22 protein-coding genes and 1 pseudogene are annotated in these 23,917 nt (G+C 61.9%); 10 read left to right on the forward strand and 13 right to left on the reverse strand.

Annotation, left to right across the window (positions count from 1 at the left end; genetic code table 11):
• Positions 1-53 precede the first annotated feature (53 nt).
• The 7 genes and pseudogenes from bcp to IEY62_RS18145 all read right to left on the reverse strand — a co-directional run bounded on the left by bcp (position 54) and on the right by IEY62_RS18145 (position 7,589).
• On the reverse strand, positions 54-521 hold the full coding sequence (gene bcp, locus IEY62_RS18115; RefSeq protein ID WP_189020478.1) for a thioredoxin-dependent thiol peroxidase: 468 nt from the start codon (positions 519-521) through the stop codon (positions 54-56).
• A gap of 83 nt (positions 522-604) precedes the next feature.
• Positions 605-1,363 carry a winged helix-turn-helix domain-containing protein gene (locus IEY62_RS18120; RefSeq protein WP_189020480.1) on the reverse strand — a complete coding sequence of 253 codons (759 nt, stop codon included), beginning with the start codon at positions 1,361-1,363 and terminating at the stop codon, positions 605-607.
• 10 nt (positions 1,364-1,373) lie between these two features.
• On the reverse strand, positions 1,374-2,723 hold the full coding sequence (gene allB, locus IEY62_RS18125) for an allantoinase AllB (protein ID WP_189020482.1): 1,350 nt from the start codon (positions 2,721-2,723) through the stop codon (positions 1,374-1,376).
• Entirely contained in the window at positions 2,716-3,882 is a 1,167-nt protein-coding gene (locus IEY62_RS18130; RefSeq protein ID WP_189020484.1) for a glycerate kinase, read from the reverse strand. The genes allB and IEY62_RS18130 overlap by 8 nt, the downstream gene beginning before the upstream one ends.
• 26 nt (positions 3,883-3,908) lie before the next feature.
• Entirely contained in the window at positions 3,909-5,696 is a 1,788-nt protein-coding gene (gcl, locus tag IEY62_RS18135; RefSeq protein ID WP_189020486.1) for a glyoxylate carboligase, read from the reverse strand.
• Positions 5,697-5,823: 127 nt separating this feature from the next.
• Positions 5,824-6,708, reverse strand: a pseudogene (locus IEY62_RS18140) (2-hydroxy-3-oxopropionate reductase); the annotation flags it as partial.
• Between the two features lie 77 nt (positions 6,709-6,785).
• Positions 6,786-7,589: a hydroxypyruvate isomerase family protein gene (locus IEY62_RS18145; protein ID WP_024818157.1), complete on the reverse strand. Its 804-nt coding sequence runs from the start codon at positions 7,587-7,589 to the stop codon at positions 6,786-6,788.
• Positions 7,590-8,331: 742 nt separating this feature from the next.
• Here IEY62_RS18145 and IEY62_RS21935 point away from each other — a divergent pair.
• Entirely contained in the window at positions 8,332-9,447 is a 1,116-nt protein-coding gene (locus IEY62_RS21935) for a serine/threonine-protein kinase (protein ID WP_407671504.1), read from the forward strand.
• A 120-nt stretch (positions 9,448-9,567) separates the two neighbouring features.
• Here the strand turns inward: IEY62_RS21935 and IEY62_RS18155 are convergent, their stop codons facing one another.
• From IEY62_RS18155 to IEY62_RS18175, 5 genes are all read right to left on the reverse strand, one after another.
• Positions 9,568-10,113 carry a hypothetical protein gene (locus IEY62_RS18155; protein WP_189020493.1) on the reverse strand — a complete coding sequence of 182 codons (546 nt, stop codon included), beginning with the start codon at positions 10,111-10,113 and terminating at the stop codon, positions 9,568-9,570.
• Positions 10,114-10,695: 582 nt separating this feature from the next.
• On the reverse strand, positions 10,696-12,174 hold the full coding sequence (locus IEY62_RS18160) for a ThiF family adenylyltransferase (RefSeq protein WP_189020495.1): 1,479 nt from the start codon (positions 12,172-12,174) through the stop codon (positions 10,696-10,698).
• A gap of 1 nt (position 12,175) precedes the next feature.
• Positions 12,176-12,556 carry a hypothetical protein gene (locus IEY62_RS18165; protein WP_189020498.1) on the reverse strand — a complete coding sequence of 127 codons (381 nt, stop codon included), beginning with the start codon at positions 12,554-12,556 and terminating at the stop codon, positions 12,176-12,178.
• Positions 12,553-12,990 carry a hypothetical protein gene (locus IEY62_RS18170; RefSeq protein ID WP_189020500.1) on the reverse strand — a complete coding sequence of 146 codons (438 nt, stop codon included), beginning with the start codon at positions 12,988-12,990 and terminating at the stop codon, positions 12,553-12,555. Before IEY62_RS18170 ends, IEY62_RS18165 begins: the two co-directional genes overlap by 4 nt.
• A 178-nt stretch (positions 12,991-13,168) precedes the next feature.
• The gene (locus tag IEY62_RS18175) at positions 13,169-13,327 is read right to left on the reverse strand and encodes a hypothetical protein (protein WP_189020503.1); all 159 of its coding nucleotides are present in this window, start codon (positions 13,325-13,327) and stop codon (positions 13,169-13,171) included.
• A 145-nt stretch (positions 13,328-13,472) separates the two neighbouring features.
• On the opposite strand from IEY62_RS18175, the gene IEY62_RS18180 reads away from it, so the two are divergent.
• From IEY62_RS18180 to IEY62_RS18215, 8 genes are all read left to right on the forward strand, one after another.
• A complete protein-coding gene (locus tag IEY62_RS18180; RefSeq protein WP_189020505.1) occupies positions 13,473-14,579 on the forward strand; it encodes a HigA family addiction module antitoxin in 1,107 nt (368 codons plus the stop codon).
• Positions 14,580-14,899: 320 nt separating this feature from the next.
• Positions 14,900-15,895, forward strand: coding sequence for a LacI family DNA-binding transcriptional regulator (locus tag IEY62_RS18185; protein WP_189020507.1), 996 nt, complete (start codon positions 14,900-14,902; stop codon positions 15,893-15,895).
• Positions 15,896-16,095: 200 nt separating this feature from the next.
• A complete protein-coding gene (locus IEY62_RS18190; protein ID WP_189020509.1) occupies positions 16,096-17,403 on the forward strand; it encodes an ABC transporter substrate-binding protein in 1,308 nt (435 codons plus the stop codon).
• Positions 17,404-17,405: 2 nt separating this feature from the next.
• Positions 17,406-18,341 carry a carbohydrate ABC transporter permease gene (locus IEY62_RS18195; RefSeq protein WP_189020512.1) on the forward strand — a complete coding sequence of 312 codons (936 nt, stop codon included), beginning with the start codon at positions 17,406-17,408 and terminating at the stop codon, positions 18,339-18,341.
• Positions 18,338-19,237: a carbohydrate ABC transporter permease gene (locus IEY62_RS18200; RefSeq protein WP_189020514.1), complete on the forward strand. Its 900-nt coding sequence runs from the start codon at positions 18,338-18,340 to the stop codon at positions 19,235-19,237. Before IEY62_RS18195 ends, IEY62_RS18200 begins: the two co-directional genes overlap by 4 nt.
• Before the next feature lie 38 nt (positions 19,238-19,275).
• Positions 19,276-20,379, forward strand: coding sequence for a Gfo/Idh/MocA family protein (locus IEY62_RS18205; protein WP_189020516.1), 1,104 nt, complete (start codon positions 19,276-19,278; stop codon positions 20,377-20,379).
• A 1-nt stretch (position 20,380) separates the two neighbouring features.
• Entirely contained in the window at positions 20,381-21,127 is a 747-nt protein-coding gene (locus IEY62_RS18210; protein ID WP_189020518.1) for a ThuA domain-containing protein, read from the forward strand.
• A gap of 4 nt (positions 21,128-21,131) precedes the next feature.
• Positions 21,132-22,298 (forward strand): Gfo/Idh/MocA family protein, encoded by a 1,167-nt coding sequence (locus IEY62_RS18215; RefSeq protein WP_189020520.1) that lies wholly within the window; start codon positions 21,132-21,134, stop codon positions 22,296-22,298.
• Here the strand turns inward: IEY62_RS18215 and IEY62_RS18220 are convergent.
• Complete coding sequence (locus tag IEY62_RS18220) at positions 22,291-23,259, reverse strand: NAD-dependent epimerase/dehydratase family protein (protein WP_229785432.1); 969 nt, start codon at positions 23,257-23,259, stop codon at positions 22,291-22,293. The two genes, IEY62_RS18215 and IEY62_RS18220, sit on opposite strands and share 8 nt — an antisense overlap.
• Positions 23,260-23,318: 59 nt before the next feature.
• On the opposite strand from IEY62_RS18220, the gene IEY62_RS18225 reads away from it, so the two are divergent.
• Positions 23,319-23,909 carry a TetR/AcrR family transcriptional regulator gene (locus IEY62_RS18225; RefSeq protein WP_189020522.1) on the forward strand — a complete coding sequence of 197 codons (591 nt, stop codon included), beginning with the start codon at positions 23,319-23,321 and terminating at the stop codon, positions 23,907-23,909.
• The last annotated feature ends 8 nt before the right edge of the window (positions 23,910-23,917 follow it).

Genomic DNA, 23,917 nt, shown 5'->3' on the forward strand with positions numbered 1-23,917 from the left:
CGCTGGATGTGATTGAGCGTCGGGTTCAAGCGGGGGGGGAACGTGAGCGAGGGTTAGACGCCCAGCTCTTCCTTGAGCGCCTGGACGTGGCCCTGGGCGGAAACCTGGTACTGGGTGAGCTTCACGGTGCCTTCGCCGTCGAGCACTACGGTGGAGCGGACCAGGCCTTCGACGATTTCGCCGTCAACCAGCTTCTCTCCCCATGCGCCGTAGGCGAGGGCCACCTTGTGGTCTTCGTCGGAGAGCAGCGGGAAGGTCAGGGCGAATTCGCCGGTGAACTTGGCGAGAGCCTCGGGACCGTCCGGGGAGATCCCGATGACGTCGTAGCCCTTGCCCTGCAGGCTGGCGAGGTTGTCGCGGAAATCGCAAGCCTCGGTGGTGCAGCCGGGGGTGGCTGCCTTCGGGTAGAAGTACACAATGACGTTGCGTCCGCGGTAGTCGGACAGCGAGACCTTGGTGCCGTCGGCGTCGAGAAGCGCGAAATCAGGTGCTTGCGTTCCGACGAGGAGTTTCTGGGTCATGGCGATCCTTTACGTTCAACCGGTATGCACCGGCGGTCATTTCAATCAAAGAAGCGGATTGTCTATAGAGCTGAACAGCGAACTTAGATGCTGTATTCCGCAGGTCCGCGCACTGTGGCATAGGGCCCTGGCACGAACTGGTAGCCGCCACCACGGACGGTGGCGACGGTGTGTCGGGCGGAGCCTAGCTTCCGCCGCACCCTTCCAACATAAACGTCGATCGAGCGAAATGCCGCGCCGGGGAGGTCAAATGACTCCAAAAAACGTTGCAATTCTTCACGACTGATAGCCCGTGAGCAGTTGACCACGAGGTAGCGCAGCAGCTTGTATTCCATGCCAGTAAAGGCAACCGGCTCGCCATCAAGCAGGACTACTTCAGCGGCAAGGTCTACCGCAAGTTGGCTGCGGTGGCTGGCCAACGTTACGGGCTCGACGGCGGTGCTGCCGCCCTCTTCGGTGCGGTCGCCGTCGTCGGAACCGGTCTTTGAACGGGCGTCCGCGAGGGCGTCGGCGAGTGAGAGCGTGCCGTTGGTACCGGCGTCGGCGGCTTCCTGCGGAGTGCCGCCCCAGGAAGTGTCGCCGACGCCGGAGTGCTGTGCCCCGATGGCGGGCCAGATGCGGACTTCCGCCTCCGGGGCAAGTTTCATGGCGCGGGCCAGCACAAGTCGTGCTGCCCGCTCCCAGACCTCAGGATCGATCTCGTCGCCCTCGGCCGGGTTGACCCACAGCGCCAGGCCGTGTGCGGTCAGGCCGTTGCGATCATTGAGGCCGGTCCGCCGCGCGGAGGACCCGCGGGCTGCGGGTCCTCGCGACGGCGGTGGCCCGTAGGCATTGACTGCCATGACGGTAGACCTAAACGTTGCCGCGGCGGAGCAGCTTGCCGCCGGGGTTCTGGCCGTCGATCGGGGTGCCGCGCAGGTATGTCTTGCGGACGACGCCGGCCAGGGGACGGCCGTCGTACGGCGTGATCGGGTTCTTGTGCTTGAGCTTGGTGACGTCCACAACGAAGGCTTCGTCCGGGGCGAAGATGGAGAAGTCGGCGTCGTAGCCCAGGGCGAGCTGGCCCTTGTTGTGCAGGCGGGCCAGGGCGGCGGGCTTCTCGGCCATCCAGGAGACGACCTGTTCCAGCGGGATGCCGCGGTGGCGGGCTTCGGTCCAGATCAGGGACAGGCCCAGCTGGAGCGAGGAAACGCCACCCCAGGCAACAGCGAAGTCACCGTTTTCCAGGTCCTTCAGATCCAGTGTGGAGGGGGAGTGGTCCGAGACGATGCAGTCGATGGTGCCCTCCTGCAGGCCCTTCCAGAGGAGCTCACGGTTGGAAGCCTCACGGATGGGCGGGCAGCACTTGTAGGCAGTGGCGCCGTCGGGGATTTCTTCGGCCATGAGCGTCAGGTAGTGCGGGCAGGTCTCAACGGTGAGGTTGACGCCGTCGCGCTTTGCCGAGGCGATCATCGGCAGCGCATCGGAAGAAGAAAGGTGCAGGATGTGGGCGCGGGCGCCGGTCCAGCGGGCACGTTCGATGACCTCGGCGATTGCCTTGTTCTCGGCGCCGCGGGGGCGGGAGGCCAGGAAGGTTTCGTAGTGGTCGCCGCCGGGGTGCGGGGCGCGGTCGATCGCGTGGGAGTCCTCGGCGTGCACGATCATGAGGGAGTCGAAGGACTTGAGCTCAGCCATGTCCTCTTCCATCTCGTCCGCGTCCAGGTGCGGGAACTCGTCCACGCCGGAGTGCAGGAGGAAGCACTTAAAGCCGAAAACGCCTTCGTCGTGCAGCGGGCGGAGGTCGCTCTTGTTGCCCGGGATGGCACCGCCCCAGAATCCGACGTCCACGAACGCCTGGTCCTTGGCGACCACGCGCTTCTGCTCCAGGCCGTCCACGCTGGTGGTGGGCGGGATGCTGTTCAGCGGCATGTCGATGATGGTGGTCACGCCACCGGCAGCTGCGGCGCGCGTGGCGGAGGCGAAGCCTTCCCACTCGGTGCGGCCGGGCTCGTTGACGTGGACGTGGGTGTCCACCAGGCCGGGGATGAGGGTTTCGTCGTCTGCGAGTTCGATGACCTCGTCGCCCGTCAGGCCGTTGCCCAGGGGTTCGATGGCGACGATGACACCATCGCGGATGCCAACTTCGCGGGCTGCGAGGCCGGCGGTGGTCAGGATGCGCTGGCCCCGGATAACGAGGTCATAGGCGCCGATTGCTTCAGACATTGAGGTACTCCTTGTTTTCGGTCCGTTCCGCCAGGTACACGCCTATGTGCTTACCTAATTGTTCAAGCAACGGACCTGCTTCAGCGATACATTTTTGGACATCTTTTTCCAGATCGGTCAGGGCATGGACCGTGTGGAAGCCGGCATCCGTGAGTTGTTCACGGCTCAGGGTACTCCGGCCGCACACAGCGATCACGGGAACCCCGTTCCTTTGTGCCGCCCGCGAAACTCCCATGGGGGTCTTGCCGAGCAGGCTTTGCTCATCCAGGCTGCCTTCTCCGGTGATCACCAGATCGGCACCTTTGAGTCGCTGCTCGAGTTCAGTGAATTCAAGCACGACGTCGATGCCCGGCCGCCGCTCTGCCTTCAGTGCCGCGATGGCAATGTAGCCAACGCCGCCTGCTGCTCCAGCACCTTCTGCCTTGGCGGCGTACTTGGCGTGCTGGCCGGTTGTGGCTGCGAGTACGTCGACGAAGTGGCTCAGCGCCGCATCGAGCGAGGTGACGTCGTCCGGCGTCGCGCCTTTTTGCGGACCGAAGATGGCTGGGGCTCCGCTGACCCCCAAAAGGGGATTGTCGACGTCGGACGCCAACACGAACTCCGTTGCCTCAACGCGGACGTCGAAGTTGGAGAAGTCGATTGAGTCGATTTCCGCGAGAGCCGCGCCGCCGCCGGGGAGTTCGTTGCCGTCCTTGTCCAGGAACACTGCGCCGAGGCCCTGCAGGACTCCTGCGCCGGCGTCGGTGTTGGCGCTGCCGCCCACACCCAGGATGATCTTGCGGCAACCGAGGTCCAGCGCGGCGCGGATGAGTTCGCCCGTGCCGATGCTGGTGGCTGTCTTGGCCGTCTGCGACGTGGGGCCGTCCGGCAGAAGGGCGAGACCGGAAGCCGCCGCCATTTCGATGACAGCTTCCTGGTCCCGCACTGCGAAGTCGGCCTTCACTGGCTCGCCGAGCGGGCCGGTGACGGTGGTGGTCCGGCGGGTGAAGCCGGAGCCGATGGCGGCGTCGATGGTTCCTTCGCCGCCGTCGGCCACCGGAATGCGTGTTGCTTCAATGCCGTGGCCGAACCCCGCCAGCAGGCCTGTTGCCAGGTGCTCGGCGACGTCGGGCGCGGACAGCGAGCCCTTGAATTTGTCCGGGGCGATGACAACACGCATTCCGGTGCCTCCCTTCTTACTGTTACTTACGCTTTGGTCAGGATCGCGGTGGGTGCGTCCGCCGCGGTTTCTGCCAGCTCTTCGAACTCGTTCACGCCGTTGATCTCAACGCCCATGGAGATGTTGGTGATCTTTTCCAGGATCACTTCAACAATCACGGGAACCTTGAACTCGCCCATCAGTGCCTTGGCCTTGTCGAAAGCGGCAGGCAGATCGTTGGGGTCCTCAACACGGATGGCCTTGACGCCCAAGCCCTCGGCAACCTTGATGTGGTCCACGCCGTAGCCCGCTGCGTTCGCGGAGAGATCAGTGGAGTTGATGTTTTCGAAGGCCAGGGAAACGTTCTGCTCCATGTTGAAGCCGCGCTGGCTCTGACGGATCAGGCCCAGGTAGCTGTTGTTCACCACAACGTGGATGTACGGCAGGTTGAACTGTGCGCCCACGGCCAGTTCTTCGATCATGAACTGGAAGTCGTAGTCACCGGACAAGGCAACAACGGTGGCGTCCGGGGTTCCACGAACCACGCCCAAGGCGGCGGGACCGGTCCAACCCAGCGGGCCGGCCTGGCCAGCGTTGATCCACTTGCGGGCACCGAACACGTGCAGCATCTGTGCACCGGCGATCTGCGACAAGCCAATGGTGGACACGTAAGTGGTGTCGCGGCCGAAGGCCTTGTTCATCTCCTGGTACACGCGCTGCGGCTTGATGGGCACGTTGTCGAAGTTGGTCTTGCGGTGCAGGGAGCCCTTACGCTCCTGGCACTCGGCAACCCAACCCGAGTAGTCCGGCAGGGTCTTCGCTGCCTGGCGTTCGCGTGCCAGCTCCAACAGACCGTCCAGCGCCGCACCGGCGTCGGACGCAATGCCCAGGTCCGGCGAGAAAACGCGACCGATCTGCGTCGGCTCGATGTCGATGTGAACGAACTTACGGCCGGCCGTGTAGGTGTCCAGGCCGCCGGTGTGGCGGTTGGCCCAACGGTTGCCGATACCGATCACGAAGTCGCTCTGCAGGAAGGTCTCGTTGCCGTAGCGGTGCGAGGTCTGCAGGCCAACCATGCCGGCCATCAGCTGGTGGTCGTCCGGGATGGCGCCCCAGCCCATCAGCGTGGGGATAACGGGAACGTTCAGGATCTCGGCCAGCTCAACCAGCTGGGCCGAAGCGCCGGCGTTGATGATGCCGCCACCGGCAACGATCAGCGGGTGCTTGGCAGCGGTCAGCAGGTCCAGGGCCTTTTCCAGCTGCTTGCGGGAAGCCTTGGGCTTCTCCACCGGCAGGGGCTCGTAGGCGTCGATGTCGAACTCGATCTCGGCCATCTGAACATCGATGGGCAGGTCCAACAGAACCGGGCCCGGGCGACCCGAGCGCATCAGCTGGAACGCCTTCTGGAAAGCGCCGGGAACCTGGCCGGGCTCCAGGATGGTCATGGCGAACTTGGTCAACGGCTTGGCGATGGACTCGATGTCCACGGCCTGGAAGTCTTCCTTGTGCAGCTTGGCGACGGGTGCCTGGCCGGTGATGCAGAGCATGGGGATCGAGTCTGCCCATGCTGCGTACAGGCCGGTGATCATGTCCGTGCCAGCGGGGCCCGACGTGCCGATGCAGATGCCGATGTTGCCATCAGCTGCGCGGCTGTAACCGTCGGCCATGTGGCTGGCGCCTTCAACGTGGCGGGCCAGCGTGTGACGGATGCCGCCGTGGGCACGCATTGCGGAATAGAAGGGGTTGATCGCTGCGCCGGGCAGACCGAAAGCTTCGGTTGCGCCTTCCTTTTCCAGGATGGCTACGGCCGCATCAACGGTGCGCATCTTTGCCATGGTGTACTCCTTGTTTTTTGCCCTTTCGGGCGAAGTCTGTGGTGTTTTTGGGTGTAGTGAGGGAGCCGCCGTCGTTTTATGTACGACGGCGGGTTCCCTGCTGTTTGTTGCTGGTGCCCTTTTGGGCTTACTTACGGCCGCTGAGCTGGAGGACCTGCTTGAAGAGGCCCGAGTGGTCGAGGCCGCCGTCGCCCTGGTTGACGGTTGCGGCGACGAGCTGGGCGACGACTGCGCCGAGCGGGACGGAGACGTTGGCTTCGCGGGCTGCGGAGGTGACGATGCCGAGGTCCTTGTGGTGGAGGGCCAGGCGGAAGCCGGGGTCGAAGTTGCGGTCGAGCATCTTCTGACCCTTCTGCTCGAGGACCTTGGAACCGGCCAAGCCGCCGCCGAGGACCTTCAGTGCTGCGTCGGTGTCGACGCCGTAGGCCTCAAGGAAGGCGATTGCCTCGCCGAGGACCTGGATGTTGACGGCCACGATCAGCTGGTTGGCTGCCTTGACGGTCTGGCCGGAGCCGGACGGGCCGACGTGGACGATGGTCTTGCCCACTGCGTTGAGGACTTCCTGTGCTGCCTCGAAGTCAGCAGCTTCGCCGCCGACCATGATGGACAGGACGGCGTCGATTGCGCCCTGTTCGCCACCACTCACCGGGGCATCCAACGGGCGGATACCGGCTGCTACTGCGTCCTCGGACAGGCGCTTGGCGACGTCCGGGCGAATGCTGGATGCGTCGATCCAGATGGTGCCCTTCTTCGCGTTGGCGAAGACGCCGTCCTTGCCGCTGACTACACCCTCAACATCGGGGGAGTCCGGGACCATGGTGATAACGACGTCGGCGTCCTTGACTGCGTCCGCGATGCTGGTGGCACCCTGGCCACCTTCGGAGACGAGCTTGTCGATCTTGTCCTGGCTGCGGTTGAAGCCGGTGACCGTGTGGCCGGCCTTGACGAGGTTGATGGCCATGGGGAGGCCCATGATTCCGAGGCCGATGACTGCAACGTTGCTCATTGTGGTTCTCTTTCTGAAAGTCTGTGTTTTAACTCGTGCGGGCTATTTGGTGAGCGCCGCCGCTTTGGCGAGTGCCGCCGTCGTTAGTTGGCGTTGGCGCGCTGGCGGATGGCCCAGCTGAAAGCCGATTCCTGCGGTTCTTTGTACTCGAGGCCGATGTAGCCGTCGTAGCCGAGTTCGCGGCTGCGGGCGATCCATTCGCCGAGGGGGAGAGTGCCGGTTCCGGGGGCGCCGCGGCCGGGGTTGTCGGCGATCTGGATGTGGCCGAAGTCCTTGGCGTGGTTCTCGATGACGGATTCGACGTCGTCGCCGTTGACTGCCAGGTGGTAGAAGTCGGCGAGGAGCTTGATGTTCTGTGCGCCGGATTCTGCCTTGACGCGGGCGATGACCTTGAGTGCGTCTTCGGCGGTGAGGAGCGGGTACTTGGGGGCGCCGCTGACCGGTTCGAGGAGGACGGTGCCGCCGATGCGGGCGACGCCTTCTGCTGCTGCGGCGAGGTTCTTTGCCGCGAGTTCGTCCTGCTCTTCAGGCGTGAACTCGTCCTGGCGGTTGCCGTAGAGAGCGTTGAAGGCCTTGCAGCCCAAGCGCTCACCGATGCCGGCTACGACGTCGATGTTGTCCTTGAACTCCGAGCAACGCCCCTTCCAGGACACCAGGCCGCGGTCGCCGCCCGGCATGTTGCCAGCGTTGAAGTTCAGGCCCGTGAGCTGAACTCCGGCGTCCTTGATGGCTGTTTCAAACTCGGTTACTTGGGCGTCGCTGGGGACGGAGGTCTCGAAGGGCCACCAGAACTCGACGGCGTCAAAACCGGCTGCCTTCGCGGCGGCGGGGCGCTCGAGCAAGGGCAGCTCCGTCAGGAGGATGGAGCAGTTCACTGTGTACGTCATCGTAGGTCCTTCCGAGGAGGGGCTTTGATCTATCTTCCTGATGCTTGGCTGCTGCCTTGGTGCTTGGTCTCAGTTTCCGCTTTGTGGAATTTAGATTCTGCTTTATGAAAAGTTTAGGGAAGGTGAGGGTGGGAGTCAAGGGGGTGGGTGGGAGAGCGGGGGTTTGGGATACCAGATGCTCTGATGTGCAGGTGGCGGCAATTGTATGAGAGGCAACTGAAGACGACAGCGAATCCTGACCGTTGTGATACCACCAGACTCCACTTACCCCCTAGTGGTAGAAGTACCTGGTCGTGGGACGCGGTCTTGCATTGATGGCAATCCGTCATGGACTCGTCGGTACGATGTATCTGATCTGGTGTCGCCGTTCAATTGGGGGTAAAGGTGCGGGTAATTGGAATCCGGAACCAAGCTGAAAAGCTCGGTTGGGTTATCACTGAGGGTGAGTTCAGAGCTGGCGTGCAGATCCTGAACTGGCAGGAAGTTAGTTTTCCAAGTGACAGTCGCGCCGGCCAGTTGGCCTGGGTTCGACGTGAGGTTCTTGCCATCGTGACTTCTCTTCCCGTCGACATAGCTTCCCTTAGATTGGCTGAGTCCGGACGGTCGTCGGGGTCTCCGAATTTTGCACGAGCGGAAGTGGACGGAGTGGTGCAAGCCGCCCTGGGTGAATTGCACGTCCCGGTGAAGGGCTACAAGAGTGCGACGGTCCGCAGCGCTTTTGGTAAGACTCAAGCTCTCGCAGATGCGGCCATGGAGCTTATCCCATGTATCGCGGGCGCTGCGAAAGTGCGGCGCGAGCAACTGGCCGTGGCCGTGGCTCAGTACCCCGTCGAGGCATAGAGAAGTGGGCTACAGACAGATTCGTCGGCTCGGAGCTGGCTATTTCGGCGAAGTTTGGCTGGAAGAAGATGAGGCATTGGGCCGCATGTGCGCTGCCAAGTATCTTGACCCATCGCGCCTGACACCTGGGTCATTCGCATATGCTGAAGCTCAGGCGATGATGGTGGCAAGACATGAAAATGTTGTTCAGATTTTCTCCGCTGATGCCGAAGACGGTATTCCTGTCATCCGAATGGAGTATTTGGAGGCTGGAAGCGTTGAGGATCGTTACGGCGGGCGACCAGTGGCAGTGGGAGACGCCGTCAGGTACATGGAGGAAGCGTGCTGGGGCGTAGAGCACCTTCACGCGCGTGGGCTCTTGCATCGCGATATCAAGCCCGGCAACTTGCTTCTCCACGGCGATGGCAGGGTGAAAATCAGCGACTTTGGGCTGTCTTGCTTCACTAATTCATCGGCGGTCATTCCTCCGTGGTCTTACACTGCACATCTTCCACCTGAGGCCTTGAAAACCGGCTTGGGAATAGAATCTGCGGTCGGAGATGTCTATGCCCTCGGGATCACAACCTACCGATTGCTCAATGGGGATCGAGACTTCGAATCTATTCGGGAATTGGCCTCATTGAAGACGGCAGCGGTTCTGTCGAATTGGCTGCCACACGTTCATCCAAAGCTCAGGCGAGTCATTCGCAAGGCTACCCATTCTCAACCGGGGTCAAGGTATCAGTCGGCGTGGGATTTCAGACATGGGCTGGAGGCTGCAAGGCCAGTAGTCTCTTGGTTCCCTTCGACGAGCGACGTGGGCAAATCTTGGTCTGGGTGGGACGGTCGAAGGCAAGCAGCATGGCGGGCTTACCTTGAACCTGCTTCCCGGGACCGCTGGGCGTTTCGGATCGAGCGCGACCTGAACGGAAAAGGGTGGCGGAAGATCGGGGCGGATTGTCTCCTTTTTCCCGAATACAAGGATGCTATGCGCCATTCCGCCTTGATCCTCGGACGTGTAGCTGAGACGGGGCGATAGCTCAGCGGGGCGGAAGGTGTCCTCTGAACGCCGCCTCGCCGGGGAAGCGGAGCTCGCAGAAATTTGGTTCACGTACGGAGCTGTCGAAGACTCCCCGATGGATTAGAGGTTGAGGACCTCCTACCTGCTTGGTCCATCGTCCGAATGCTGCTGCGGAAACTTGATCTCTGGGAGATGCGCAATTTCGTACGAGAGAAGCGGTCTGCCTGCCAAATGAAGGGAGGCGGGGCCGGTTGGATCCTGTTTCCACGAAACAGCGAATTGTTTGGTGTTCATGTGCTGATACACCTTGGCAACTTGGGGAGCTCCGCCTACGTCGTGGAATGTGCGATCTTGGCAGTACTTGGCGATGATGGTCAACGGCTGCAAGTCGAGTGGAACGTCTAATGGAGCGCCCGAGGCGTGCAACATACCCTCCAGCTTGAGGCGTGCGTCGAACACAGCGTCTTTGCTGCCGGCAAACCAGAACCAAGCTCCAGGTCGGTGTGTCAACGGCCGGATGGCCTTGGATTGAAATTGCTTCATGTTCGGATCCCAGTTGACATGCCAAATTCGAAAGCTGGAAGCCCTCCAGGACCATCCGCCCAGTATGAACTCAGCCATCGGATCTTCATCTCCAGCGGGCACCTCGCGATTGGAGTACATCTCATTCAGCACACGAACCACGTGTCCGTTTGTGTCTTCCAGGTCGCTGCTGCGACGCTTGCTTGGTGGATAAGCGTCAATGGACGCTATTAGTTGCATTACTGCGGGGAGGGCGAAAAAGGTGCTTCCCGCAAAGCAGATAAGAGCATCGGTGCGCGGGAGTTGAAATACCTTCTGTGCCCTGTCCCAAGTCTCACCGCCTGTAAGCCGGCTGTCAGAGGCGAAAACCAGTTCGCTCGTTCCAGCATTCTTCCGAACCCATGCTGCTGCGAGTGTAATCGAATCTCCTATTTTGCGATCCGTCCCTGTGAAGCAAGGAAGAAGAATATTAAGAAAAACGGGCGCTCTTCCAATTGAGACGTAGCCCGATTGCTCGGACTCGAGACTTGAACTCGAAACCCCCGCTTAGTGAAAGCTCAGGTTGCGAACCTGCACGGCTGGACCGACTCTCTTCTTTTACGGTGCTTCACCCATCCCATTTCGCGCATGTAAGGCTGCGAACTGGGTCAGGCTCTCACTGAGACAACATCTAATCACATTGTTTAGGATTGGCCACCAGCAATGCCCAGGACCGACCGCCAATGGTCGGCCCCCGAGCTTGTCCTACAGGATGCGGGAAATCGCGCGCTGCAGGATGTCCTCCAATGCCGAGAGTACGCGTAGCGGGAAAGGACGCTTTCTGATTGCACGCTCATGAACGACTGTGCGCCAGTCGTCACGGTGCTCGGCGACCGTCGTACGGGTATCACCTGATGCTGTCGCCTTCTCGTATGCGCAGTACAGACCTGTGGTTGCAGGGGAGTGTTCAAGTGTGTGTGTTGACAGCACATGACGCAGCGGAGCGGGGACGCCGCGCCCGCCCGGGTGTGCAGTGAGACTGACGAACTGCGCCAGAAGCGCGGCGCTGACGCTGGCGGACAGAGCGGCGACGTTCTGGCGGGAGGGGAGTTCGCGGCCTGTACCTGCGATGTACACAGGGTCATCCAAAAGCCCCTGCTTGTCTAGCTGAATCTCCCCGACAACCAGCTGACCAATGCAGGCCATGCACGGACGTCCTGGAACTAGGGTGTGTGCCCGCCATATGCCATTGCGCATTCGACCGTCGGCGAAGGTGTCGAGAGCGATGCCTCCATCGATGACCGGAATCAGATCCGTGTAAGCGAGGGCGTTCAACACTGCCCGTGGCCATGGCCGGTCCACGCAGGAAAAGATGACGTCGTAATCGAGCGCCGCACTCACGCCAACGGGATCGGTGATGCTTGTCTCATGGCGGCGGATCTCGAAGGACTCTGCGGTCGCGGAAGACCTCATCAGACGTGCGGCTACATCAACCTTGGAACGTCCGAGTGCCGCGTCAAGCCTTGTTGCCCCGATCATACGGTCCAGGTTGACCGCCTCGACGGCGTCGTAGTCCATCACGCCGACCGTAGTGAGACCGGTTGCAGCCAGGCGCTGCGCAATGTCCAGGCCGACGCTGCCGCCGCCGACGACCAGGACACGCAGGCGCGCAATGGAAGCCTGAGAACGCTCGCCCCACGAGGACACCGTCCGCTGTTGCGAACGGGTGTTGACAGGGATCCGGCGCAGCTCGTCATTCCACGTGACGCTCAGCTTTGGAGACACGGATCGAACTGACTCCGCCCAAGTCGGTACCTTACGGTCGAACCAAAACCTTGCCGACCAGGAGGTGTCCCGGCCGCCGAGAGTCATTCCCAGCAGCGGCATCTTGGTGATGGCCCGGGCGACGCGCTCATACTCGGACTCCGTATCCCAGTCCATGTCACTAAGGAATTGCCAACCTCGGGACGCCGGATGGGAGTGCAGAAGAACAAGCCCATGGCCGGCGGCCCGAGCCTCATTCGAGGCTCGGAGTACGTATCCGCTGGTAAAGGATGCGTTCCCATGCACGTGTCTGTCGCCTTCGTTGGGCAGGATTACGGACCTGATCAGAGCGGTCCTGCGCTCCACACCGGTGGACAGGACATACGTAGCGGCGAGCACATCCTCCTGGCCATCTTCGCGAATGAGGTGGTCACGCATGGCTGCTTCGACTTCGCCGGCCATCGCTACCGAGTACCGCATTTCAGGCCGCCTTCGGGATCGCGATGGAGATGAAGCCGCGCACGTGGCGGAGCCACGAAAGAGCCGGTGGGACCGACATGTCGTTGTGGGTGTATTCGCGTGAATGCCTCTTCCATCCCGGTGGGCAGTCAACCTCATCAACGTTCGTCGCGGCGAATGCAATTGATTCTGGAAGGTGGATCCAATGAGGCGGAACCATGGGCCAACTCTGGAGTTCGGAGACGCTTACGCCTGTTGTCACCGTCTGCCCGCTTAAGTCCCCGCCTACTGCGACGACATCGTAGAGGATGCGAGGCCCGTCTGCCCGGGCCGAGGCGCCGACTGCAGTCATGTCATTGATGAACTGTTGGGCCGGTCCTGCCAGAACTGCGGTCTCACTCACGCGACACCACCTACGTGCTTGGCGGTCACGAACTCGTCCCCGTCATTGATCTTCACGATCTGCGCGTCGGAGAAGGTCTCCGTGCCACCGCCAGGCAGAATGCGGGCGAGGTCGTAACCGGCTGGATCAACTCCGGCGAGGCGCAGGAGCGCAGCCGCTGACTGGTCGTCGTCGTAGCTACTCTGCGACTCGCCGTCGATGGTGAAGTGAAGCTTCTGACGAGAGACGAACTGATCGCCATTCTTGAGGTTGATGATCTGCCCGTCGCGGATCTTCTCTTCCACTCCGTTCTTTTTGAGCAAGAAGAGGTCGAAAACCTTCGGGTCGCGGCTGGCCAGGCGCAGCAATGCTGCGGCTTCCTGGTCCCCGTCTTGGGTGCGGAACGCCTTGCCGTCGATCACGATCTGAAGGGAGGTGTTGATGTTGGAGGCCATATGTTGGCCCTCCTTTCTGTTTTGTTCTGAACCTGCAGCCCTTTCGGGCGGAAGAAGGTAACCTATACCTGTCGGGTAAATCCGACTCTAGCACATGTTCCGTTTACCAAAGAGGTAAAGATTGCAGTTTGCGTGGATAAGCCCCCAGCTTGAACGCTCGTGTGTCACGGGGGCGCGCCTACGTGCTGTCGCCGATGGTCAGGCATCCGCAGCCGAAGATCTTCTCAGCCTTGTCAGGCATGCCCCCCGGTTGGGGGCCCTCATGACCTTTCAAAGCGTTCAGATCGACGTCGCTGCGGGGAATCTGGCGCTCTCGATCGAGGAGGTTGAAATGCATGTACGACCGCTCAGTCCCGACGGCGTTCCGCGGGACGTGCTAAGTCGGGCTTCGCTGTCCGAACACGCTTCATCCAAAGCGCTACTCGTCCAGGACTTACATATTCGCGGCCGATCAATCCTCCGGCCAGCGAGCTGAATCGAGAATGATGACCACCTACACCGCCACAGACCCGCAATTTGACTTCGCACCCCAGCCTGGACGCTGGCTGCAAAGGGAGCTCGATCATCAAGCAATCAGCCAAGCACAGCTTGCCGCTCGTACCGGTCTAAGTACGAAGCACATCAACCTCGTGATCAAGGGGACAGCTGCCCTTTCTCCTGAGGTTGCCGTTACCCTCGAACAAATTTTGGGGACGTCTGCCGAAACCTGGCTTCACATGGAGGCCGAACGCCAGATTCATCAGGCCCGTAAGGACAGGAATAAAGCCCTTTCCAGATTCGTTGAATGGGCTAATTCATTCCCTCGACAATTGTTGATTGACCGTAGGGTTATACAAGAGTCTGATGTAGGTCCTGAGCTTGCTGCGAAGCTTCTTGACTTCTTCTCAGTGGCGTCGCCGTCTGCCTATGCAAAGACCTGGCTTGAGCCTCAGGCGTCTTACAAGAGAAGTCAAATTCATTCCATTGACCCGGACTTGACTGCTCTCTGGTTACGTTTGTCGGAACTGCATGCAGCAGACCTGATAGAAAATGCGCCAGCCTATGATGCGGCAAAACTTAAAGTCGCCGCCGAAGTTCTTCCTAAGCTCACCATAAATGAGAATGTTGCGGATGCCTTTACGGAAGCACAACAGTTGCTGTTGGCTACAGGTGTTGTTCTCGTATTCGTGTCGGAAATCCCCAATACTCGCATCAGTGGTGTATCGCGTTGGATCAATGGGACTCCAATGATCGCTGTAACAAGCCGCTACAAGGCGCTAGATAGCTTGTGGTTCACCATCTTGCACGAGATAGCACACGTGCTTCTGCATCCCAAGAGAAGTACGTTCATTGATGGTTTTAAGGCAGACGATGATTCTGATGCGCAAGAAACCGCCGCGAACGAGTTCGCGCAGAACCACTTGATCCCAGTAGAGTTCCGGGAACAACTGACCAGAGCGACGACTGAGCGCGGGATTCTTTCGCTGGCCAAAACTTTGGGTGTTGCTCCGAGCTTGGTTGCTGGTCAATGGGCTTTCAAAACCGGCACCTGGGGCGGTCCGATCGCAAAGCTGCGTAAGAAGCTTGATCTAACGGAGCTTCTTGGCTAGCTGGCCTCGATCTCCATTACAGATGCATTCCTAACTTTGCCAACGATTCAGCAGCGGCGGTCCGGAATGAGGAAGTGGCTTTACTTTCTGAAATCATTAGTTTTGTAAGCGATGGTCGATGTCGCCGAATCGAACCTGTGGCAAAGGAGAGAAGTTCTCGTCTTTACTACCCTCACACATGAGTGACAATCGACTTCAAGATTCGCCTTCAGTTATGGAACTTCGCATGGGGGGCCGCCTTTGATCCTGGGACTAAGCTGAGAATCGCCGGTCGAAACGGTCGGGGTCTAGTGGTAGCACCATCCGTGGAAGGACAATGAATGGCTCGGCCGACAGTTCAGGACGTCGCCAGAACGGCGGGGGTGTCCGTGGGGACGGTGTCCCGCGTCTTGAACGGGAGTTCGGCCGTTAGTGCGGCGGCCAAGGAAAAGGTCAACGCCGCCATCCGGGAGCTTAGCTATCGCCCGCTTGCTTCGGCGAGGGACCTCAGAAGAGACCGGACGATGCGCGTGCTGGCCCTCGCCAAGAACCTGGATTCGCTCGTGATCAGCGAGGTCTTCCGTGGTGTCGGTGACGCGGCGGCAGACTCGGGCTACGTCAGCCTCATCGCAGCCACCGACGGGGACTTGGATCGTGAACAGCAACTCGTGGACATGCTGCGCAACGGCTCAGTGGATGGGCTGGTCATCTTCTCGCCCACGATGCCGGACGAGGAAGTCAACGTTGTCGCCGAGCAGCTAAGCGTCATCCAGGTCTGTGAAATCGTCGACGCTGAGTCAGCGTTCGGGGTGTCCATCGATGACCGCCAGGCGGCCTACGACATCACCAAGCACCTGATCAACACCGGCGCCAAGAATCTGGCCATGCTCGCCCACAGGGGTGCCCGCTCGGGCCGGCTCCGGGAAGAGGGCTTCCGCCAAGCGCTTACTGAGCAAGGCCTGGAGCCGGACCAGATCCTGTTCGGCGAAGGCAACTTCGGCTTCCACGCCGGCCGTACGCTCGCCAAGAAGCTTCTCAAAGCAAAAGACCGCCCGGACGCCGTTTTCTGCGGGACCGACGTGGTCGCCGCCGGGTGCGTCCGGGAACTCACCGACGCCGGACTACGAGTTCCCGATGACATCGCCGTGGCAGGCTTCGATGACTCGGCCCAAGCTGAAATGTGTGTCCCGGAGCTAACCACGGTGAGGCAACCCGCCTACGAGATGGGCCGCGTGGCCTTCGCTGAACTCCTGGAGCGGATGACCGTCGAGGGTTCGCATCGCAAGGGAAGAACCTTCCTCCCGCATGAACTCGTCATCAGGGACTCCACGAAATAAAGAGGGTTGACAGCCCTCAGTGGTCCCTGTCACACTACTTTGGAATCGATTCCACGGCCGCAAGGCCGTTTTTCCAGACAACATTTGGAATCGATTCCACAGATCAAAAGAACCACCGGCAACGAAGCCACCCTCAGCACGCGGGACAGCCAAAACGCGCACTGAACGCCACCCGCCCACAGACCCCAAAGGAGCCACTTGTGGACTTGAACCGACCTGCTCTCCCGCTCCAGAACAAAGCCAGAAACCGCAAAGCCCTAGCCGCGACCGCAGTAGCAGCAGCCCTCCTCCTCAGCGCCTGCGGCGGGGGAGCAGCACCCCAAGGTGCGGAAAAAGCGGCAGCTGCCGATCCGGCGTCGGGCGCTAATGCCAGCGGTGCCGTGAACATCTGCGGCGTCAAGGACGCGAGCGGCATCTACAAGGGCACGGCTGAGGCGTTCACCAAGGCGAACGGCAAGGTCACGGCCAAGTACACGGAGATCGGCGCCACCACGGATGAAGCCCGCACGCAGATCGTGCAGCGGCTTGAGGGCAAGTCCACGGAGTGCGACCTCTTCGTCACGGACGTCATCTGGACCTCCGAGTTCGCCTCCCAGGGCTGGCTGCTGGACCAGACCAAGCTGGTGGAAGCCAACAAGGACCGGCTCATTCCCTCCACTGTGGAAACCACCAAGTACCAGGACAAGTACTGGGGTTCGCCGTTCTTCACCAACGCCGGTTTGATCTACTACCAGAAGGACAAGGTAGCCAAGCCCGAGTCCTGGCAACAGCTCTACGCGGAAGCCGCCAAGGCTCCCGGCAACGGCTACGTCTACCAAGGCAAGCAGTACGAGGGCCTCACCGTGAACTTCCTCGAAATGCTCTACAGCGCAGGCGGCGAGGTGCTCAACGACCAGGGCGACGTCAAAATCGACTCCAAGGAAACCCGCGACGTCCTCAACTTCATGAGCGACGGCCTCAAAAACGGCTCAGCGGACCGCGCTGTCCTCACCTACAACGAAGACCCGGCCCGCCTCGCCTACGAGTCCGGCGACTTCGGATACCAGCGCAACTGGCCGCACGTGTACCGGTTGTTGAACGCGACACCGCTGGCGTCCAGCTTCGCGGTCGCGCCGCTGCCCGCATGGGAAGGGGGCAAGGCCTCCGGCGTGCTGGGCGGCTGGAACCTGGCGATCTCGGCCCACTCCACCAACCAGGCCGGGGCTGTCGCGTTCATCGACTTCGCCACCACCCCGGACTGGCAGAAGCACGTGGCCATGGACTACTCACAGGCCCCGGTCAACGAAGCTGCCTACTCTGACGCCGCGGTGCTCCAGAAGATGCCGTTCGCCGCGGAACTCCTCGCCTCGGTGAAGGGTGCCAAGCCGCGCCCGATCTCCCCGGTCTACCCGCAGATCAGCCAGGCGATCTACAAGAACGTCTACGCCGTCCTCTCCGGCACCGCCTCCACCGAGGAAGCCGTGAAGAAGATGGCTGACGAAATCACCACCGCCAAGGCGAGCTTCTAGTCATGGCCCTCAAAACACTCCACCCCGGAGGCAAGACGCAAAGCGGCCGCGACCGCGCCGAACGCAAGCTCGCGTTCCGCATGACCGCGCCGTCGCTGGTCATCATGGCGCTGGTTGCGGCGGTCCCCATCGGCTACGCGATCTGGCTCTCGCTGAACCAGTACAGCGTCCGCACCGCCGGCCTGTCCCGCTTCGTCGGACTGGAAAACTACATCAACGCCCTCGCAAGCCAAGAGTGGTGGGCTGCATTCGGCCAGACGTTCCTTTTCGCGGGCCTCTCGGTCAGCCTGGAACTCATCCTCGGCACGGCCATGGCTTTGCTGCTCAACCTCGCGTTCAAGGGCCGCGCGGTCCTGCGCACCGTGGTTCTGCTGCCGTACGCGATCATCACCGTTGTCAGCGCCATCACCTGGCAAACGATGTTCCAGCCCCACATGGGCCTGGTCACCAACGTCCTCTCCACACTCGGCTTGCCGGGCGGCGACGTCGTCTGGCTCGGTGAGCACGGCTACGCGATGGCCGTGATCGTCATGGCCGACGTCTGGAAGACCACCCCGTTCGCCGCGCTCATCATCCTGGCCGGCCTGCAGGTCATCTCCGCCGAAACGTACGAGGCCGCAGAACTCGACGGCGCCAGCAAATGGCAGACCTTCGTGAACATCACCCTGCCGCTCCTGCGTCCGGCAATCGTCCTCGCCGCGATTTTCCGCACCATGGATGCCCTCCGCGTCTTCGACCTCCCGTTCGTGCTCACCCGCGGCGCCAACGGCACCGAATCCATGTCCATGCTCGCCTACACGCAACTGCGCGAAAACCGGCTGGTAGGCGAGGGCTCGGCGCTGTCCATCCTGACCTTCCTCACTGTCATGGTGGTCTCGGTCATCTACGTCCGCTTCGCCGGCGGCAACATCCGCGACGTCGCGAAGGAGGAACAATGAGCACACTGATTGCAGAACGCCCGACGCCGGAACTCGCCACCGCCCGCAAGGCGCCGAAGCGTCGCTTGCGTGGGGAATCGAAACTGCACCCCTTGGTGTGGGTGTTCGTGGTGGCCGTCATGGCTTTCTCGCTCATCCCGTTCTACTGGCTGGTGAACACCTCCCTTAAGAAGGGAGCGAGCCTGTCCCAAGGCGAGCTCTTCCCGAGCCAGCCGACCCTTGAGAACTATCTGGTGGTCTTCCAGAACCCCGAGTTCCTCCTGGCCTTGCGCAACTCGGTGATTATCGCCTTCGTGACCACAACCGTGGCGCTGGTGTTCGCGTCCTTCGCTGCCTATGCGCTGGCCCGGCTGAAGATGCGCCGCAAGGCGATGATCCTGACGCTGATCCTCTCGGTGACCACGTTCCCGGCCATCGCCATCGCGGCCCCGATGTTCTCCATCTGGCGCGAGATCGGCCTGTATGACACCTTGCTGGGCCTCATCATCCCGAAGCTGACGTTCGCGTTGCCGCTGGCGATCTACACCCTGACGTCGTTCTTCAAGGAGATTCCGCGTGAGCTGGAGGAATCCGCGTACATGGACGGCGCCACACCGTTCGTCGCCTTCCGCAAGGTGATCCTCCCGCTGGCGGTCCCCGGCTTGGCGACGACGGCCATCCTGGTGTTCATCTCGGTCTGGAACGAATTCCTCCTGGCCGTCACGCTGACCACCTCGCCCGAAGCCCGCCCCGTGCCGGTGGCGATTGCGTTCTTCAGCGGAACCAGCGAGTTCGACCAACCCCTCGGCACCATCAGCGCCGCATCAGTGATCATCACCGTCCCGCTCGTGATCCTGGTGCTCGTGTGCCAGAAGCGCATTGTTTCCGGCATGACCGCCGGTGCCGTCAAGGGCTAACCCTAAACCCCAGTAACCCCAGAAAGAACAGGAACAACGTGAGCATTCAGCAGCAGGCCCCGTCCGCAAGCCTCAAGGTGGGAGTTGTGGGCATCGGTTGGGCCGGCCAGCAGCACCTCAAGGCGTACAGCAACATTCCCGGCGTCGAGATTGTGGCCGTCGCAGGCATGGAAGCAGACCTCCTAGCCCAGCTGAAAGAGGAGTACAGCATTCCCCACGCCTTCGCCCGCTGGGAGGACATGATCGAGCTTGAAGGCCTCGACGCCGTCAGCGTCGCCGTGCCGACGTTCCTGCACGCACCGATCGCGATTGCTTCGCTCGAACGGGGACTGCATGTGCTGAGCGAAAAGCCGTTGGCGCGCAACGCCGTCGAGGGTCAACAGATGGTGGACGCAGCCCGCAAGGCCGGCAGGGTCCTGGACGTCGCGTTCAACCACCGCCGCCGCGGCGACATCCAGGCGCTCAAGGAAGTGATCGACGCCGGTACGCTGGGTCGCCCATACTACGCCAAGGCATCCTGGCTCCGACGCCAAGGCATTCCGATGCTGGGCAGCTGGTTCACCAACCCGGAACTCGCCGGAGGTGGACCGCTTGCGGACATCGGCGTGCACGTCCTGGACTACTCGCTGCACCTGTTGGGCGAACCCAAGGTGCTGGCCGTCTCGGCGTCCACCCACTCCGAACTCGGTCCGCGCGGCCTCGGCGGCAACGCCCGGTACACTGCGTCGAACTCCAGCCACAAGTTTGAAGTGGAAGACTTCGCCTCCGCGTTCATCCGGCTCGAAGGCGGCGGAACCCTGATCCTGGAAGCCGGATGGGCCACCTACCGCGACGAGCGGGACCTGATGGACTTCACGGTTTACGGGACCGACGGCGGAGCGGACTTGCGCTCGGTCGGCGCCTCCGAGAACCCGGTTGCTGACGTCCGCGTCTTCACCGAGAAGGACGGCGAGAACGCCGACTTCGAAGTGGTGGCCGAACCCGGGCGAGCCCACCAGACCGTCGTCGACGATTTCATTGCTGCCGTCCGCGGCGGTGAGACCGTGTGGGGAAGCCACGACGGGTCACTAGCCCTCAGCCGTGCCCTGGTGCTCGATGCCTGCTACAAGTCCGCCCTTGAACAACGTGAAGTGGTGCTCTGAAATGTCTGATTCGAAATTGAAGATTGTCGTATGGAACGAGGCCGTGCACGAGGCCCGCAATGAGCCCGCCACGATCGGTGAGATGTACCCCGAAGGGATCCACGGCGCCATTGCCGCAGGGCTCCGCGGCTTCTACCCGGACTCCGAAATCTCGACGGCGACACTCGCCGATCCGGAACACGGACTTTCCGAAGAGGTGCTGGAACAGACCGACGTGCTGCTGTGGTGGGGGCACATTGCGCATGGCGAAGTCGCTGACGAGGTCGTGGAGCGCGTGCAGCGCCACGTGCTCGGCGGCATGGGCCTGGTGGTGCTGCACTCGGGGCACTTCGCCAAGATCTTCACCCGATTGCTGGGGACCACTTGCTCGCTGAAGTGGCGCAACGAGGGCGAACGCGAACTGGTCTGGACGGTCAAGCCGTCGCACCCGATCGCAGCCGGCGTTGAGAGTCCCATCGTGATTCCGCAGCAGGAAATGTACGGCGAACTGTTCGACATTCCGGAACCCGACGACCTGATCTTCATCAGCTCATTTACCGGGGGAGAGGTGTTCCGTTCAGGCGTGACGTTCTCGCGCGGCAAGGGCCGGATCTTCTACTTCAGCCCGGGCGACCAGGAATACCCGGTGTACCACCAGCCGCAGATCCAGAAAGTCATCGCCAACGGCGTCGGCTGGGTTGCCCAGCCCGGAGTCTTCCGAGAGTCACCCGAGGTTTCCAACCCTTCGCGGGGCTGGTTCGAGGCCTAAGAAGATGACCACACTTCTTCCCACTGGCCGTCCCTTGGGTGTGGCCGCCATCGGCTATGCCTTCATGGGCAAGGCGCACTCGAACGCGTGGCGGAACGTGGCCAGCTACTTCGACGTCCCTGCCTTCGAACAAAAAGTGTTGGTCGGTCGGGACGCCTTGGCAGTGGCCGAGGCGGCTGCCAAGTACGGCTGGGCGGAGTCCGCTACGGATTGGCGGTCCGTGATTTCACGGGACGACATCGACATTGTGGATATCTGCGCACCGGGCTGGATGCACGCCGAGATCGCTATCGCGGCTTTGGAAGCGGGGAAGCATGTGCTCGTTGAGAAGCCGCTGGCCAACACTCTCGAAGAGGCCGAATTGATGGCTTCCGCCGCAGCTTCGGCGCGGGCCCGGGGCGTGCAATCGATGATCGGCTTCAACTACCGCCGCGTGCCGGCGCTGGCATTGGCCCGGGATTTGATTGCCGAAGGACGTCTCGGGACTGTGCGGCACGTCCGTGCCGCCTACCTGCAGGACTGGCTGTCCGACGTCGAGGCCCCCATGAGCTGGCGGCTCCGCAAGGAGACAGCCGGCTCCGGCGCGCTGGGCGACATCGCTTCCCACGCTATCGACCAGGTCCAGCACCTCACGGGCCAAACCGTCACCGAGGTGACCGGGACGTTGAGGACTTTCGTGGCCGAACGTCCCGGTGCCGCTGGGCTGGAGAAGGTGACAGTCGACGACGCCGCGTGGGCCACTTTGGGGATGACCGGTGGCCTCAGTGCGTCGGTGGAAGCGTCACGAGTGGCTACGGGTCAGAAGAACTCTTTGAAGATAGAGATCTACGGGTCTTTGGGTTCGTTGACGTTTGATCTGGAGAACCTGAATGAGCTCGGCTTCCTGGACGCCACGCTTCCTGTGCGGGAGCAGGGCTTCCGGCGGATCCTGGTCACCGAGCCCCAGCACCCGTACCTTCAGGCGTGGTGGCCGCAGGGGCACGTCATCGGTTGGGAGCACACCTTCACGCACCAGGTCCGCGACTTCCTACTGGCTGTTCGCGACGGAACCCAGCCATCGCCGTCGTTCGCCGACGGGCTGCAGATCCAGCGGGTGCTGGCCGCCGTCGAGGAGTCGGCGCGGAACAGAAGCGTAGTGACGGAGGTGTTGGAACCCGCTGCGGTCAGTTAGCCGGAACCGTCTCGGCCTCCCGGCGAATGATCGCCAGGCCATCGCAGTAGTTGGTGACCGCGAACTCAGGGAAGCGTGAGGTGAACTTCGTGGAGTCGAAGCGGTTGTGGTGCTCGTAGCGCGGCAGTAGCTCCCTGAGTTCCCGTACCTGCGGCGAGAACAGCCCGGCTGCAGTGAGAACCCATCGGGGAACGACGGTGTAGCCGGGCTTCTGGCCAAACGCTTCGCTGGCCATGGTGGCGAACTCCCGGTAAGTTGGCCGCTCCTCAGCCACCGGAAGGTGCCAGGTCTGCCCGTAGGCGTCCGGGGTATTGCCCAGAAGCGCAAGGGCACGGCTCGCGTCCGGGGTCCAGATGAGCGTGCGCACTCGGTCGGCCCGCACCGGGACGCGGGGCTTCTTGCCCGCCTTGAGAGGGTCAATGATCAGGGTGTTGGTGAAGCTCTGCGTCCGGCCGGGCCCGTAGAACTCGGGAGCGCGGGCGATGAGGACGGGAATGTCGCCCCGGGCCATCTCCTCAAGCACCATGGACGACATAGCCGCGCGGACCTTTCCCTTCCGTCCGTTGGGAACGAAGGGGGTCTCCTCGGTCTGGATGCGGTCGTCCTGGGGGTACATGTAGGTGTTGTCGAAATAGACGAACTTGGCGCCGGCAGTCCGAGCCGCATCAAGCGCATTCCTGAGCATCGTAGGGAACTGGGCCTCCCACAGCTCGGTCTTCGCTGGTAGCCCTGCGGTGAAATAGACGATGTCGCTGCCCTCAACGGCCGCAGCCGTCTGGCTGGCGTCGAGGAGGTCCGCACTTATGACGACGTCGGACTCGCTCACCTTGCGTGGGTTGCGGCTCACCAGCCGCAATTCCTCGGTGTAGGCACGGTGTAGCTCGCGGGCGAGTTCCACGGCGATCTGGCCGTTGGCGCCCAGTATGGTCTGCAATTCAACCTCCGCTGATTCGAGTGACATTGGCTTCTCAATGCGATATGTTTGCACTGCTTACATCAGCGTAGGAGGCAAAGTTAGCAGTGTCAACATCGACTAAGAGCTACCACCATGGCGACCTTCGCGCGGCCCTGATCGCCGCCGCCGTCGAGGGCCTTGAAGCGGGTGAGCCGTTCTCGTTGCGGGCTGTTGCCCGGCGTGCAGGAGTATCTCCCACCGCCCCCTACCGGCACTTCGCCGACAGGGAAGCGCTCGACAGTGCGGTTGCTGTTGAGGGATTCAAGGACCTCCGCGCGGATCTTGAGGACGCGCTCGCCGTCCTGGGGGATCCCTCGGTGCCAGAGGACGTGATCACGGCACTCGGAGTGGCCTACGTTGGGTTCGCCTTGAGGCGTCCGGCCGTGTTCCGGTTGATGTTCGGCAACGAATGCGACGAGGAGGACAGCGAACGCGTCCAGGCCTCGGAAGGGTTGCACGAGACGTTGAACCAAGCGATCGAACGCCTTTTCCCGGGCGCGAACAACTCAAACCTGTCCATCGCGCTATGGAGCATGGCGCATGGCCTGGCGTTCCTTCATCTCGACGGCAAGTTACGGCCTCAAACCAGCGACGACGTCGCAGCCCGTGTGCAGTCGGCGGTTGGGGCGGTCTTCGCGCTCAATGCGCGTAGCTAGGCCCGATC

Origin of the sequence: Paenarthrobacter histidinolovorans, from assembly GCF_014647595.1 — a bacterium.
In the GTDB taxonomy this organism is placed as follows: domain Bacteria; phylum Actinomycetota; class Actinomycetes; order Actinomycetales; family Micrococcaceae; genus Arthrobacter; species Arthrobacter histidinolovorans.

Bases quoted from the DNA above. Each gene is read 5' to 3' on its own strand.
- bcp (WP_189020478.1), bottom strand. From the start codon at position 521: ATGACCCAGAAACTCCTCGTCGGAACGCAAGCACCTGATTTCGCGCTT.
- IEY62_RS18130 (WP_189020484.1), bottom strand. From the start codon at position 3,882: ATGCGTGTTGTCATCGCCCCGGACAAATTCAAGGGCTCGCTGTCCGCG.
- IEY62_RS21935 (WP_407671504.1), top strand. From the start codon at position 8,332: ATGCGGCCATGGAGCTTATCCCATGTATCGCGGGCGCTGCGAAAGTGC.
- IEY62_RS18160 (WP_189020495.1), bottom strand. From the start codon at position 12,174: ATGCGGTACTCGGTAGCGATGGCCGGCGAAGTCGAAGCAGCCATGCGT.
- IEY62_RS18215 (WP_189020520.1), top strand. From the start codon at position 21,132: ATGACCACACTTCTTCCCACTGGCCGTCCCTTGGGTGTGGCCGCCATC.
- IEY62_RS18210 (WP_189020518.1), top strand. From the start codon at position 20,381: ATGTCTGATTCGAAATTGAAGATTGTCGTATGGAACGAGGCCGTGCAC.
- IEY62_RS18220 (WP_229785432.1), bottom strand. From the start codon at position 23,259: ATGTCACTCGAATCAGCGGAGGTTGAATTGCAGACCATACTGGGCGCC.
- IEY62_RS18200 (WP_189020514.1), top strand. From the start codon at position 18,338: ATGAGCACACTGATTGCAGAACGCCCGACGCCGGAACTCGCCACCGCC.
- IEY62_RS18120 (WP_189020480.1), bottom strand. From the start codon at position 1,363: ATGGCAGTCAATGCCTACGGGCCACCGCCGTCGCGAGGACCCGCAGCC.
- IEY62_RS18170 (WP_189020500.1), bottom strand. From the start codon at position 12,990: ATGGCCTCCAACATCAACACCTCCCTTCAGATCGTGATCGACGGCAAG.
- allB (WP_189020482.1), bottom strand. From the start codon at position 2,723: ATGTCTGAAGCAATCGGCGCCTATGACCTCGTTATCCGGGGCCAGCGC.
- gcl (WP_189020486.1), bottom strand. From the start codon at position 5,696: ATGGCAAAGATGCGCACCGTTGATGCGGCCGTAGCCATCCTGGAAAAG.
- IEY62_RS18175 (WP_189020503.1), bottom strand. From the start codon at position 13,327: ATGCATTTCAACCTCCTCGATCGAGAGCGCCAGATTCCCCGCAGCGAC.
- IEY62_RS18185 (WP_189020507.1), top strand. From the start codon at position 14,900: ATGGCTCGGCCGACAGTTCAGGACGTCGCCAGAACGGCGGGGGTGTCC.
- IEY62_RS18195 (WP_189020512.1), top strand. From the start codon at position 17,406: ATGGCCCTCAAAACACTCCACCCCGGAGGCAAGACGCAAAGCGGCCGC.
- IEY62_RS18180 (WP_189020505.1), top strand. From the start codon at position 13,473: ATGATGACCACCTACACCGCCACAGACCCGCAATTTGACTTCGCACCC.
- IEY62_RS18145 (WP_024818157.1), bottom strand. From the start codon at position 7,589: ATGACGTACACAGTGAACTGCTCCATCCTCCTGACGGAGCTGCCCTTG.